Consider the following 14,565-nt stretch of genomic DNA (forward strand, 5'->3'; position numbering starts at 1 on the left):
ACAAAATCATCAAAATGCCAGTTTACCAGGTTCTGATCTTCATTTAAAGTTCATTCTAAAAAGGGTTATACAAGGATTATCTTACGTTCATCTTACGTTCAAAGACGTAGGATTAACGTAAGTTAATCCTTGTATAAAGCTTGTATGATGCTAATCAAATGGGGAGAGTTTCAGCCTTATGATAAGACTACCTGAGAGTGTCAGTAAGATATTAATAATTTAATATACCTTCACATCAGCGATGTCCGCAAATCATTTTATTCAAGAACGAACCTATACCTCATACTACAACATTTAAAAATAATGAAACATCCGGGAGTTACTGAGATCTATGGCTCGGCAGCAATGAGGACACATCTATCTCTTGAAGAGTTAGCAGAAATAATTTCGAAACAATTGTTCGGTGGCATACCATTCGGCGGAAAAGACCGATCCATCTGGGAAGAAATACCAGCGGTGTATATCGAAACTCCGGTATTAGGCTCGTTGGTAATTTTAGGAGAAGGAAATAATCAGGGAGCTCCCAGTAAATGTTATATCTTAGACGTAAGCCCCTGGGAAAACTTTCATAGATATATTTATAGAAACAAAATATCGCATAGAAGATTTATCCAGGATAACTATCCTATCATTTACTAAAATTTGGATTGCAGAATTTCCCTCAAGTGGAGATATTGGAATCCGATTTTGAAAGAGAGAAAGAATACCTGTTTAATTGGCAGATTGCGTTGTTCGTAATTTTAAAAGAAGGTTCAAGTATGATAAGGAGCTCGCCGGCTCAATGTTATTTAGCGAGTCGGCAATAGATAGCACCTCTCTGAAAATCGCATTTTCAGATACGAAAGACAAAATCGTTTGCTCACTCAGCTTGCATCCGCTGGATATGCCCTGGGCTTTCAGGTCAGAGTAATTACTGAACAAGGTGCTGAATTTGAGTTGCAAACAACGTGATCTAATTACAGCGCCGAGTAATCAGGGATTAATAAAAGAATATTATCTCCAACGATTGGGTAACCATATTGCCGTCCCTAATCCAATATTATTAAAACAAAAAATGGTAAAGTATATTTTTCTTTTGTTTACAGCATTTCTGCAGAGATCTAAAGATACCGAGTTTAAAAAAATAACCTTATTCGATGGCAGATTCGCTTTTGCAATTCCAAATAATATGGAAGAAGATAGTTCAGCAACCTATTTTCGGGATAACTTCAAATATAACAAGTACTTTCTTACTAAAGACTCAATTCTAGAAGTACAAATAAAAGTTCGTTATGAACAATACATTCAATTACGTTCATACATGAAGTCTGAAGAAGAAGAATTGCTATTTAGAGCTAGTGGTGTAGATAAAAAAATCACTAGTAAAGAAGTTCGTCCTGTTAACAACAGGACTGTATTATTTATTTCCTGCGAGTATTTCCGTCCCGGTACTAAAAAAGAAAAGTACGTTGGTAAACGCATGGTGTTTAATACTTCAGCGGGATTGGTTGGGATTAATATGTTGTATGGCTATAATACTAAAGACGAAAGAGTAATTGGAGAGCAATTATTTCAAAAGATTATCGGCGGAGTTGTGATGAGATAGTCCTGTAAACAGAAAAATTTTCTTGATTCTTATTCTTTATAGGTCTTTCCCATTCCGTCTTTCGTACTGATTCCTATAGGCAAATTTAGCGTAAGAATCGCATCGGGAGGTAATCATGGAGCAGGTTCATTCTTAGGTCATTGGTTAAGATCTTCTCAAGACAATATCCGTGTACAAATTAGAGTCATTAATTTGGAAGTAAAGAAACAAGTAGTTGCACAATGAAACAATTTAAATATTTCTTAGATAATAAGTTAAAGCAGGCAAACGCTTATAAATCAAATATAGATACAGTAGCGATTTGTAAACTGTCAGTCAAAGACCAAGATTATTTCGATTTCATTTCATTCATTGAGAATGGAGGTTTTTTCTTTGGTCAATCCCTCCAAATTTATGATCACAGCAATAGTCACGGGTTCAATAACATTATAGTAGTGAATAGTATGTTTAAAAAGGAGTTTAACTTTCTATTTAAAGATGTATTTTCTTTCGGACAGGATATATTTGGAAATCAATTTGTGTTTGATGAACATAATGGAGAAGTTTCTCTTTTCAATATTGAATCTGGCCAGATTGATCGTCTAGCTAAAAACTTCGCTGAATGGATGGACGTCTTTGTTGCAGATGTTGAGTATTTAACAGGGAGGATTTATGAACAAGAATGGAAGGCTGATCATGAGTTCCCATTTGATAGTCGGTTACAGCCTAAATTACCGTTTGTTATGGGTGGAGACTATTCTGTCAGTAACTTTTACATTAACTCTTATCCAAGTTATATCTCCTACAATGCAGACATGGCCAAACAAATATATAATCTGAAAGATGGAGAGAAAATAAAATTAAACATCAAATACTAGTTCCTCCCATAAATAGCAGCCAATGGTTACTATTTACAGACGCATTGAACCTGCACAGACATCGCAGATATTTAGTTAAACTACGCAACAACGATTGAATCGCTCAAAATGAAACCTGTATTCAAAACACTATCGCCTTACATAATATGTTTCATAACACTTCTGCTTATCATCTTTTACTACCACATTGATAAGCATCTAAAAGGAGCTATATTTGTATCCCTAACCACGCTCATCCCGATAGGAATTACAATAATTCTGATATACTTTCTTAAAGGCCTATGTGCAATGATAATGGACAGATCCAGGATATCCTTAACATCAATTATCCCCACACTTCTCTGCCTTCTTTCATTATACTACACTTTCTTCAGTCCGTATCGCTTAAGTTCAGAGGTTATCGAAAGTAACGTTGTTATCAGAGCTTGTTACGAAGGCACACAGAATCAGGCTACACTAAAATTCAGAAAAGACAAGTCTTTCGAGCTACATTGGACTGGAGTTTTCTTTTCCGACATGTGGTATACCGGAACATGGGAGCAGAATGGTACCGTCCTGTATTTGAAATATGAGACTGAGAAATCCAGCCGTTTAGGTGATACGCTAGTGATAAAGGATGGCTACTTACACAAGATCTCTCAATTATCTATGGAGAAGACAAGACCAATGTTTTATTTGGGGTACTGCAGGCATGAAAACTAAAGGGTTCTTATAATCTTCTGATTTGTTCCCGGCGCAAATACAATGCGTTTATAATCATTTTCTTTGTTTAGCAATGGATTTGGTAAAACACTATAAATAATGTACAACGAATGTGTTATGTGATTTTTCGTACTGTTTTATGACCTTTGCCAACAAGAAAAGTTTTACGTTGCCCAATAGCCGTTGTGGTTACCTATACTTTGTTCGTATAAAATCAGCATTTTCAATTTAGATCTTAGCCTATACATATGAATACTTGGATTATTGTAAGTCGGCTTACGATAAATCTGCGCAAGCTTGTTTAGCCCTTTCTACGAGATAGGAAAAAAAAAATCGTTTACTTTTTCTAAGCAAAAATATGGCTGATTGTACGTACAGCTACAACATTCAAAATGCAATATATGACCAGCAAAAAGATTCTATCGACCGTTCTTATTACATCAATGCCATTCTTCGTGTTTTCGCAAAATACATTTACTAATGACGGTACAAACGTTGGTATTGGAACAACTACTCCGGCAGAAAGGCTTGAGGTAGTCACAAGCGGCTCATCTAACCTTCAGTTGAGCAATAGTGGTAATGTATTTGGCGCCGTTGGTGCCCTCAAGTTCAGCATGGCAGGGACACATGTGGGCGGAATAGAGATGGAGAGAACGATATCTGCGGGAACGCTGTCTGCCATGAAATTTTTGGTACGTTATGGTAGTGGAGTGACTGGCGAATTTATGCGTATTACACAAGACCAGAGATTGGGAATAGGAACCAATTCCCCGAATGTTAAAGTCAGCATTTATGGTCCAAATGACAATGATGCAGCAATTTCACTACAGTCTGCAGTTAATAGCAGGTTTTATATTCAACAGGGTGGGCAGTATTTAAAACTTGGCGGAACAGCGCCTAATGGTGATGGCGCAATAAATATATCAAACAATGGATCGGTTGCTATTGGTACAACGACTGCCGGATCTTATAAGTTAGCTGTAAAAGGCAGCATTGGTGCTATGAGAGTAAAAGTAAGCCAGGCTGATTGGGCTGATTTTGTGTTTGAACCGGAGTATCATTTGCCATCACTGACTGATATGGAGGCTTATATAAAGGAGCATAGGCATTTACCAGATGTGCCTTCAGCGAAGGAAGTGTCAGCAAAGGGATTGGACTTGGGTGAGATGAATAAAATATTACTGCAAAAGATTGAGGAACTGACGCTGCACCTGATTGAGCAGGATAAAATGTTACGCACGCAAAAAGAACAAATTAACCAGCTAACTAAAAGTTTGAACGAGAATCGATAGAAATATTTCAGAACTCACATTTGTATGACTAGCAGACGAATCCTAATATTAATTACATTCTATTTAACGTGTTGTCTTTTTGTCGAAGCCCAAGATGTCAAATAGGCGACTTCTTAAAACCGAACAACAATAGCGGTGTAATAAGGCAATACTACCTGAGACGTTTTCAAGATCGCGAGGCTAATCCTAATCCAGCAATTAAAATTCGGAGATAATGAAATATTATATAGTGATTTGTGCTTTTATATTTTTGGGCTGCAAACAGGAAAAGCTTCAACGAATACAATTGCCGGAAGGCATATGCAGTATCTCTATTCCAAAAGAGATGAGAGAATTTAAACCTAAAAATTCGTTTGAAGATGGGTTGAAATTTAGGCTGCATTTTATAGTCCCTGATTCCTCTATGTTGATAGATATAGAAATGCGGTTCCACCCCGACAAAAACTTGACATCAAGACTTAATATGGAAGAAGAAATGATTAAAAGTTTGAATGGCGACTGTGTAATAATAAAAAGTGAGGTATTAAGATCGCCTAAAGAATCATTGCTGATCACCTATTCAATTCCTCAAATGGCCAATAAGGCTAATAGATATCTCGTTAGCAGAATGTTGTTCAATACAACAAAAAACTTATGTATTTTGAATCTCTATGCGAACTATAGCAATGATGGACAGATGTTGAGGAGGAAAGAATTATTTAAGAAGATAGTTAGCAGTATCGAGATTCCTAATAATTAGATATTATTTACTTCCGAAGTACATTGTCACACAGATCGCTCTAAAGCAACCAGGAATTCTATATGCTGCAGATGAACTGTCTGATAAATAACTAATGAGCGACAAGGCAGCTTAGTTGAAAACTAAAGTTTCTATAATCTTCTGATTTGGCCCTCAATGAAAGCCAGCAGGATGTGTTCTTTGATAATGTTGTTCTAGGCGTGAGTAGCGGGCCATTGTTGGAGGAGACTCATTATTATCCGTATGGGTTGACGATAGCGGGGATATCTACGAATGCGTTGAAAGGAATGAATTATTCGGAGAATAGGCTGAAATAAGATAGTAAGGAATTACAGAATAGGGAGTTTGGCGATGGGAGTGGTTTGGAATGGTATGATTATGGAGCCAGAATGTATGATTCGCAAGTGGGGAGATGGCATGCCGTCGATCCATTAACTGAGGAAATGAGACGACACTCTCCATACAACTACGCCTTTGATAATCCAAATAGATTTATTGACTCTGAGGGAATGAGTCCAGAAGATATTATACGCGTAAATGCTGAAGGATATGTCGTAAGTGTGGAACAGGCAGAAGGCCCGCACAAAATCATTGATTCGGAGGGACATGAATTGAAATTTAACGATCAGCCTCTCGATGATCAACAAGTCGACGCTATGCTCGGTGCTCCAGAATTTCGATATAATGTAGCTGATTGGGGCGGTCAGGACAGAACCCGGATATTTACCACCATTTCCGACAATAAAATAGCATCAATTTTCAATAGTGTGGGAATTGGGCAAATCAAAACTCTACATAAGGCCCTTGATGGACCAACAACAATGGATGCGTTAACTTCACTGGCTCATTTATTCGGTTTGGGGCATGGTGCTTTTGATTTTGCGGATGAAATGGTTAGTGCTTCCCGTAAAGCAGGCAATGCAACAGGAGACAATGGTGCTTTTCCAGAGGAGGGGCAAGGCGGATTTATTAAATTTGACAGAGATAATGGATTATACAATCTTTCTGATGCCGGCAACTTTCTAACGGGCAAAGCTTTTAATTTGATTGGTGTCCCACTTGATGATTTGAAAACAGGCGCCAATCTAAGTAGTATAATAACCTTCAATGGGATGGATACTAATGCTGACCAGCGGGCCATAACCAGAGGATACATTTATACAGGTGTACAATTTGTTAAAACAAAGAAATAAACTCTATGGGCTTAAAAAAACAAGCTACATTTTCATTTTGTGTTTTTGGAATAATTGTACTAAAGTATCTACTAGTGAATCTATTGGGGATCATTAACCCCAACAGCAGTTGGCATAGAATACTTAGCAGCTTTTTCATAATGCCCCTATTGTTAGCTGGAGTCTATTATTCACTAGAAATAATAATCGATAATTACCGAGAAAAGAGGCAGTTGCGAAAACTTTTAATTAATTGGAATGTAATCATTTCGTTGCCAACATTGCTCGTTTTTCTCTTTTTATTGGGGCAGATAATTTCACTGTTTGTGACAATTCCTTAAGTGAGAAACTGACAATGGAGAACTTATTTTGAGGCTGACCGGAAAGTCTAAAGTGTCCGGTTATCCGCCCCTGGCAATTGCCAGGGGCATTCTTTTTCAAACGTTAACGTCCTGCAAACTTCTTGTTAGATCATTAAATTACTTGATGCCCTATGGAAAAAACTAAATAGTTCGACTATAATAGAAAATAAAAATTTATGAATATCAACTCGATTTGGGTATTTCATGGCATAAACGGGCGGTTTGCTAGCGGTGTTTTTACTGAAAAGGAACTTGCCGAAGAATGGATTTTTTTGCATAAACTAACAGGTGTTCTAACAGAATATCCCCTTAATGTCGGGGTTTACGACTGGGCCATTAATTCGGGAACTTTTAAGCAAAAAAAGGAAGAACACTCCACCTCAGAGTTTATTGGTAAGTTTACTACGGCCGGTCAGGAACATATTCACTATGAAAATGGTATTCGTGGGTAAAATTTATCGTATCTCATCTTATTCCAATTTCCAATGTATTACACATGAATAGAACTTATTGATCGTCTTTTGTTCCTCTTGCGACAGATCAGCAAATCTCGGAAAGAAGTATGTTCAGGACTACACAGGAGCTCAAGGGATACTTAGCCTAATGCAATTATTAAGGTCAATAAAGAAAAAATGCGCTATTTAAGTTTTTTGATACTGTTATTGTTCTTAAATAAAAATATTAAAGCTCAAATCAATTGGGAATGCGAATGCACTTACTCTTCTTCATTTGATATGAAATCTTACATTTCAACTTTAGATAGTATAGTTAACAAAGTAAGAACAAATAAAAAAGAAACTGTTCAGGTGATTGGCAGCCGGGGCTTAGCAGCTGCAATGGTTACCGTTATTGTCATTAAAAACAACTCAGAAAAAGTTTATTGTTATAACCTCAGAACAAAAAAATATAAGATCATTACTGATAATAATACAAGCACGTGGTTACAATGTTTGGTCAGGGATAGTTCGTTTATACATACAGCAAAAAACAATCCTTCGCGAATGCCTAGCCACGATTATAGCTATTTTATTTCATTTGACTATCCATCTGTGCAGCTGAAAGAAATATGCAACTCTGTCTTGCTTAATAATTTTGATCGTCCCTTTACAAAGTGCCTGAAATTATACATATTCTTTTTAGAAGAACAGACCAAGTGATTCATTTTTAAAGGCAATAAGCAAAAGCCGCCGCGCACATGGGAACGTTAAAATCTATAAAGATACTAAACATTATAAATACGCGACTATTGTGAGTCTGCTTACGGAAGAGTAATTTCGGTAAAAAAATACAATAGGCAAATCCGGCATCTACATACTTGCGTGATCCGTTCAAATTTAGTAGTGATAAAAGGCTTGAAGATAAAATTGAAATTGAAGTTCAAAAACAAAGATTGAAGGATTAATACAGGCTCTTTCGTCAAAAGTGCTGGTAGTATTCTAAAGGTCTATCAAAATATGAGACAATTTTCATTCATAGTTAAATATTTCTAGATAAGTAGTATGATATTTACATTTTGTTTATTAGCACTCTTCAAGTTCAACTATACCTATTCCCAAAATCTATCTGAGTGCAAATGCTCCTACAATTCCCATTATCGCTTAGATCGGTATTTGTCCGAAGCTGATAGCATTGGCAATACACTGTCAAAAAAATATACGAATATAAAAATCATTGGGGTCCGGGCGTTTGCCCAAGCCAGTTTGATGTTTGTGGTTAACGACAAAGGAAAAAATAAAGGGATGTGCTATGATTTGATGAATAAAAGTCATAAAATTCTCTCCGGTCAAAAGTTAGATAGGTTTCTTAGAACAATTATTTCGGATAGTATTTTCTTGCAGAAGACTAAACCTCTGCCTACTGAAAGCCTCAGTAAGAATTTCAGCTATTTTATATCATACGATTATCCTAAGAGTAAAATCTTCGAGGTTTGCTATTCACAACTACTAAGAGATATTAATAGACCATCCTCAGTTGCATTGATGCAGTTCCCGGATGCACTCAGATAATAGTATCGTATTCCTACGACCTTACAATTTGCAAACGAGTATTATGCTAATTTAAAGTCATTACCAATGTAAATCGAAGCACCACTCCCCGCTTCCATGCTCCAACAACCTTTCACCGGTCCTTTAGGCTTCCCCTGAATAATTCTCAATATTGGGAATTTACCTTACATTGTACCCCGAATCTATACCTAATCAAACATACAATTGCAATAACCCTCTTCCATGTATACACTCCTCCCTACTACCATTCAAAAATGGTTGTTGTCTCTGATCTCGTTCTTTTTATCAACGCAGATCTTTGCACAACCTGTAATTCAATCATTTGCACCGGTTTCAGGCCCTGTTGGTACATCAGTTACTATAACAGGTACTGGCTTCAGTGCAGTTCTTAATAATAACATAGTTTTCTTTGGCGCTGTAAAAGCCACAGTAACAGCTGCAGAAGCCAATTCGTTGACAGTTACTGTACCAGCGGGAGCTACCTTTATGCCCATTTCCGTTACTGTCAGTAATCTTACGGCTTATTCGGCCCGACGGTTTATTGTGACTTTTCCGGATGGAAGCCTGGAGGGAGGTGGCGCGTATCCCTATCCGGATACGCTTGTATCCTCCTTATACCCTTATGCCGTTGCCATTACAGACTTGAACAATGATGGCAAACCGGATATAGCGGCTGTCTGCAATGCTAACGTGCCCGCTTCTACCTTATCTGTATTCAGCAATACCGGAACGGATGGGCACTTGTCATTCGCCGCCAAAAAGGATTTTCCCATTGCCGACATGCCCTATGACATTGCCGCAGGAGACCTGGATGGTGATGGCAAACCAGATCTGGCAGCGACTTATGTTTCCGGCGGTGGGAATGTATCGATATATAAGAACAACAGCACGGGAGGAGCGATTTCACTCGCGGCGCCTGTAACCTATCCAACGGGTTCCAGTCCTTACAGAGTATTGATAAGCGATATCGATCTGGACGGAAAGCCCGACCTGGTAACATTAAATTATGTATCCGGCACTATTAGTGTGCTGAGAAATACCAGTACGGGCGGAACGATATCTTTTGCTGCAAAAGCTGATATCCCTACAGGGCTTTTACCCTATAGCATCAGCATTGCTGATTTCGACGGTGATGGCAAGCCCGATATAGTGACCACAACACAGCAGGCAGCCATTGTATCAATACACAGAAATACAAGCAATTCAGGAACTTTTTCATTTGCCACTAAGATAGATGTCGCTGTCAAGGCCGAATCTTCAGGGGTTACAACAGGTGATGTGGATGGCGATGTAAAAACAGATATCGCTGTCAGTCACAGTTCCGGATTTTCAATACTACGCAATATCTCAGGAACGGGTGCTATCTCTTTTGCACCCGAAGTAGATTACCCTATATTCAACACCCTCTATGGTCCGTGGGATATAACAATGGGCGATCTGGACGGCGATGCCAAACCGGATATTGCCATATCAAACCCTAACGGAACACTATTAATATCTCAAAATATCTCTGCTGCGGGGAGTATCTCTTTCGGACCAGTAGCGACATATTACGCTCCGGGTGCTTTCAGGGTTGCTATCGGAGACCTGAACGCAGACGCAAAACCAGAACTGGTGGTACCTGAATTTACCGGCAGCTCCGTTATGGTATTCAGGAACCGGGCGAACGAACCTCTTATCATTTCTTTCGAACCGGTTGAAGGCGAAGAAGGAGACACGATCACAATAACAGGTAAAAATTTTGCCAAAGTAAACACAGTAAGTTTCGGAGGTACGCCAGCATCTTCTTTTACAATTGTGAACGACGCGACCATCAGGGCAGTTGTAGGAAAAGGAGCATCAGGCATGGTGACGGCGACTAATGTATATGGTACGTCAAAACTTGACGGCTTCATCTTTCATGCACCACCTGTTATTACTGCATTTACACCTACCGCCGGCAAAACAGGCGACACTATCACAATTAAGGGAACTGATCTTACCGGCACAACTGCAGTCCGTTTTGGCGGTACGCCTGCTGCCTCATTTACCATAAATTCCGCTACGAGTATTACTGCTGCTATTGCGGATGGATCAGGCGGTAGTGTAAGCGTTACTACGCCATATGGAACATCTTCTTTAACAGGGTTTACCTATTACCCGCCTCCTGTTATTACTTCTTTCACACCTACTGAGGGAGATCAGGGCACTGTTATTACGATTACAGGTACTGGTTTGTCAGGTGCTTCCAGCGTACTGGTAGGCGGTGTGCCAGTGGCATCATTTACAGTACAATCTGCAAATACTATTACGGCAGTGATCAGCGAAGGTGCTACCGGAAGTGTTGTGGTGACCGTACCTGGTGGCACCGATACCTCTTCAGCTATATTTTCATTTCCACCGCCTGTTATTACATCCTTTTCACCGCTTGCCGCTCCGGCCGGATCAACGGTAACTATTACCGGTGCCAACTTCCGGAGTGATGCTGGCGCTAACCAGGTATTCTTTGGCGCTGTGAAAGCAACGGTTACGGCGGCCTCCCGTACTTCACTTAAAGTAACCGTACCAACGGGTGCTACTTATGCACCGCTGACAGTTACCGTGAACAATCATACAGCCTATGCCAACAAACCGTTTAATACGACCTTTATTGGTGGAGATACGGCATTCACCGCGACTTCGTTTGTCTGGAAAGAAGGGCCAGAAGCTATCAATGAATGGTACCACGATGGAGGCCGGACAATTTTCATGGCAGATATGGATGGTGACGGAAGGCCCGACCTTGTGTCCCGCAATATTGATTATAAACTTGTTACAGTGACACGAAATGTCAGCACGAACGGTATCGTATCATTCGCCTATCAAAAATATATTGGCGACTTTAACGATGCAGATCGTCCTGTCCGCGCAGCTGTTGGTGATGTGAATGGCGACGGAAGACCTGATATTGTCATCAACGACAACGGCACACAGATCCAGGTTTACCGTAATACCAGTACGCCGGGCAATCTGTCATTCGCACCCAAATCCACGGTAGCTCAAGGTATTGGCCTGAACGATATTATCATCAACGACTTTGACGGCGATGCGAAAGCGGACATTATCGCTGCCGGGAACAATGGACAAAATGCTGCATTAATAGCCTATAGGAATACGGGTAATGATGGCGTCCTTTCATTTACACATGGAGCGGACATCATGCTGTCTTCTGCTGCAAACCATCTCCGCACTGCGGATTTTGATAATGACGGCAAAACAGATCTTTCTTTCACTACCGGCAATATAACTATCAATGTATTAAAGAACACAAGTACAAAGGGCAGCATTTCCTTTACAAATAGCGCTTCTATCTCACTGTCTAACGATGTTGCCGGAATGGCTTTAGCAGATTTCGACAATGACGATAAAATGGATATGGTGGCCAGCATTTCTAACGCCAAGTCATTTGTTGTTTATAGAAATACAACAGCCGCCGGAAACATCTCTTTCGTACCTGCACTTACTTACAATATTGGTCATGGCCAGGGTTATATTGCAGCAGGACAGCTGGACGGCGACGGCCTGCCTGACATTATGGTAAAAATAGACAGTCTAGATAATAATGGAAATCATAGCAGGTTATTGTTATTCCGCAATACGGGCGCCCCGGGCATTATTTCCTTTGCTATTCCAGGTTATTATGATGCGAAGAAGTACTTCAACAATGACATAGGAGATGGTGAGATCGGAGATATTGATGGAGATGGTAAGGCAGATATTGCGGTAACAACTTATAACGATAATTACATTTCCATCTTCAGAAATCAACAGGATGAAAAGACAGTAACCGTTTGTTCCACAACGGACACTACGCTTACGACAGATATTACCAGTACAAAGTATCAATGGCAGGTGAATACTGGTAGCGGTTTCAAGGAAATTTCAGATAATGCAAACTATAGCGGTGCTGCAACGTCGACACTAAAAATGCATAACGTTCCGGTCTCCTGGAATGGCTATTACTATCGCTGCGTGGGGGATGGCACTGCAGGTAAGGGCATCAATCTGATTGTGTATCCTACGGAGATACAAACAGGCACGATATCAATCGCACCCGAGATCTGTGCTGAGCTTCCGGTAACCGTATCATATATTGGAGCTCATACGTATCCCAATTCAAAGATTGAACTATGGCAAAGTATTAATGGCAGCACTTTTTCCGCAATATCTTCTCAAACCTATTATAGTAGCCAGCTGGATTTTGAATTACCAAAAGACAATATAGCAGGCAATAAAAGATATTTCTTTGCTATTATACCACCGGCAACTCTTCCTTGCGCAGCGGTGACTTATACGGATACATCCTTCTCAATCTCAACACGTATAGAGACCCCGCTGGTTGCAGTTGATGGAGATACGTTAACGGTAACCAATCCTGATACTGTTGTTACCTATGCGTGGTTTGTTCAATATCCAAACTGGGAGTGGGAAGAGGTTGGTAGCGGCCCCATACACCTGGCTGCCAGGACAGGCACATACCACGTACGCGCATCTAGGAGAGTATCCTGTTACGAAGACAAGGATTCAGACCCTCACACTATTGAGACATTGGAAATACCACTTCTTACAGCCGAAGGATTCACCTTAACGGTAACTAATCCTGATACTGCCGTCGTTTATACATGGGAAATGAAGAACACAAGCGGTAACTGGGAAGAGGTAATACCCGCGGCGGCTGATACTGTATACAGAGCACTCAAAAAAGGCACGTATAGAGTTAAAGGCGTCCTGAAAAGCAACGGTTTGAAAATTAAGTATTCTGAAGAACAAACTGTTCTTATAACGGGTATCGATCCTGTAAACGCTGAAAGCGTGGGTATTAAACTGTATCCGAACCCTGTCAGTGTTGCACTCACTATCGGCCCCTTAAAACTAACCAACAGGTGGCAGACGCTGGATATATACAGTGCAGACGGCAGGCTTGTATTGGAAGGGTATAATATCAGTAATCAAACTACCGTTACGCTGAATACAGCGCATCTTGTAAGTGGCGCCTATACAGTCCTGCTGCGGAGAAAGCAAGGACCGCCGGTGTCGATCAAATTTGTAAAGCAATAACAGATAAAATAAAACCGGCAGCCTCAAAAGCAATTGAGGCTGCCTATTTCTTTATTGGGATAGCGCAATTTAAATTTTTAATAAGAATTCGTACTTTAGCGCCCTTAAATCAGAACCTGGCGTGAAACTCCAATCCCTTCACGCCGTTAACGCTAACTTATATATGAAAAGACGTAATCTTGTTTCCCTATTAGTTGTCCTGTCAGGACTCTTTTCTGCTATGTTCGTAACATCCTGTGGTAAAGATGGCGCTCCTGGTCCTGCTGGTCCGGCCGGTCCAAAAGGCGATTCCGGTTCCGGCAATGTGATCTATTCCGAATGGCTGGACCTGCCGTTTAAGCCCGATACCATACACACATCAGGAGGCACTATTGATACGATAGGCTACTATGCTGTTATTGACGCACCTAAACTCACTGTGGAGATGTTGAGCACTGCAGATGTAAAAGCATACATCAACACTGACGAAGCAAGTGATCCTCTTATTTATCCATTGCCTTATGTTGGTAGCAACGGTATTAACATCGAGCTCAGGGCTTATGCGCAGAAGATTGAGTTGTTTTCCAATGTGGACGTAAGTACCTATTCTGCTAATGGTAAGAAGTATCAACAATACCGGTACATGATCGTACCCGGAAATAACGAGGCAAGATCTGCTGCTAAAGTAGACTGGTCCGATTATACCGCGGTTAAAGCATATCTCGGTTTGAATGACTAAAACGAAGAAGCCGCCTCATTTATTTAATGAGACGGCTTTTTTGTTTTTACTCAGGT

The 14,565-nt window shown here is 40.1% G+C and carries 11 protein-coding genes; all 11 read left to right on the forward strand.

Annotated elements, in window-relative coordinates:
* Positions 1-303: 303 nt before the first annotated feature.
* The gene (locus tag C7475_RS04370; RefSeq protein WP_110051482.1) at positions 304-639 is read left to right on the forward strand and encodes a hypothetical protein; all 336 of its coding nucleotides are present in this window, start codon (positions 304-306) and stop codon (positions 637-639) included.
* Positions 640-922: 283 nt separating this feature from the next.
* On the forward strand, positions 923-1,585 hold the full coding sequence (locus C7475_RS04375; protein WP_146217461.1) for a hypothetical protein: 663 nt from the start codon (positions 923-925) through the stop codon (positions 1,583-1,585).
* A 221-nt stretch (positions 1,586-1,806) separates the two neighbouring features.
* The gene (locus C7475_RS04380) at positions 1,807-2,442 is read left to right on the forward strand and encodes an SMI1/KNR4 family protein (protein WP_110051486.1); all 636 of its coding nucleotides are present in this window, start codon (positions 1,807-1,809) and stop codon (positions 2,440-2,442) included.
* A gap of 108 nt (positions 2,443-2,550) precedes the next feature.
* Positions 2,551-3,144, forward strand: coding sequence for a hypothetical protein (locus C7475_RS04385; protein ID WP_110051489.1), 594 nt, complete (start codon positions 2,551-2,553; stop codon positions 3,142-3,144).
* Between the two features lie 401 nt (positions 3,145-3,545).
* On the forward strand, positions 3,546-4,436 hold the full coding sequence (locus tag C7475_RS04390) for a hypothetical protein (protein WP_146217462.1): 891 nt from the start codon (positions 3,546-3,548) through the stop codon (positions 4,434-4,436).
* 214 nt (positions 4,437-4,650) lie between these two features.
* On the forward strand, positions 4,651-5,175 hold the full coding sequence (locus C7475_RS04395) for a hypothetical protein (protein WP_110051495.1): 525 nt from the start codon (positions 4,651-4,653) through the stop codon (positions 5,173-5,175).
* 362 nt (positions 5,176-5,537) lie between these two features.
* Entirely contained in the window at positions 5,538-6,368 is an 831-nt protein-coding gene (locus C7475_RS33120; RefSeq protein ID WP_255412630.1) for an RHS repeat domain-containing protein, read from the forward strand.
* Positions 6,369-6,885: 517 nt separating this feature from the next.
* Positions 6,886-7,161 carry a hypothetical protein gene (locus tag C7475_RS04410; protein WP_110051499.1) on the forward strand — a complete coding sequence of 92 codons (276 nt, stop codon included), beginning with the start codon at positions 6,886-6,888 and terminating at the stop codon, positions 7,159-7,161.
* A 180-nt stretch (positions 7,162-7,341) separates the two neighbouring features.
* Positions 7,342-7,866, forward strand: coding sequence for a hypothetical protein (locus C7475_RS04415; RefSeq protein WP_110051501.1), 525 nt, complete (start codon positions 7,342-7,344; stop codon positions 7,864-7,866).
* A gap of 1,071 nt (positions 7,867-8,937) precedes the next feature.
* A complete protein-coding gene (locus C7475_RS04425) occupies positions 8,938-13,791 on the forward strand; it encodes an FG-GAP-like repeat-containing protein (protein WP_110051505.1) in 4,854 nt (1,617 codons plus the stop codon).
* Between the two features lie 163 nt (positions 13,792-13,954).
* The gene (locus tag C7475_RS04430; protein ID WP_146217463.1) at positions 13,955-14,509 is read left to right on the forward strand and encodes a hypothetical protein; all 555 of its coding nucleotides are present in this window, start codon (positions 13,955-13,957) and stop codon (positions 14,507-14,509) included.
* Positions 14,510-14,565: the final 56 nt, after the last annotated feature.

Source organism: Chitinophaga sp. S165 (assembly GCF_003182155.1).
In the GTDB taxonomy this organism is placed as follows: Bacteria; Bacteroidota; Bacteroidia; order Chitinophagales; family Chitinophagaceae; genus Chitinophaga.

Coding starts and splice junctions, on each gene's coding strand:
- C7475_RS04370 (WP_110051482.1), top strand. CDS start 304: ATGAAACATCCGGGAGTTACTGAGATCTATGGCTCGGCAGCAATGAGG.
- C7475_RS04380 (WP_110051486.1), top strand. CDS start 1,807: ATGAAACAATTTAAATATTTCTTAGATAATAAGTTAAAGCAGGCAAAC.
- C7475_RS04385 (WP_110051489.1), top strand. CDS start 2,551: ATGAAACCTGTATTCAAAACACTATCGCCTTACATAATATGTTTCATA.
- C7475_RS04390 (WP_146217462.1), top strand. CDS start 3,546: ATGACCAGCAAAAAGATTCTATCGACCGTTCTTATTACATCAATGCCA.
- C7475_RS04395 (WP_110051495.1), top strand. CDS start 4,651: ATGAAATATTATATAGTGATTTGTGCTTTTATATTTTTGGGCTGCAAA.
- C7475_RS04410 (WP_110051499.1), top strand. CDS start 6,886: ATGAATATCAACTCGATTTGGGTATTTCATGGCATAAACGGGCGGTTT.
- C7475_RS04415 (WP_110051501.1), top strand. CDS start 7,342: ATGCGCTATTTAAGTTTTTTGATACTGTTATTGTTCTTAAATAAAAAT.
- C7475_RS04425 (WP_110051505.1), top strand. CDS start 8,938: ATGTATACACTCCTCCCTACTACCATTCAAAAATGGTTGTTGTCTCTG.
- C7475_RS04430 (WP_146217463.1), top strand. CDS start 13,955: ATGAAAAGACGTAATCTTGTTTCCCTATTAGTTGTCCTGTCAGGACTC.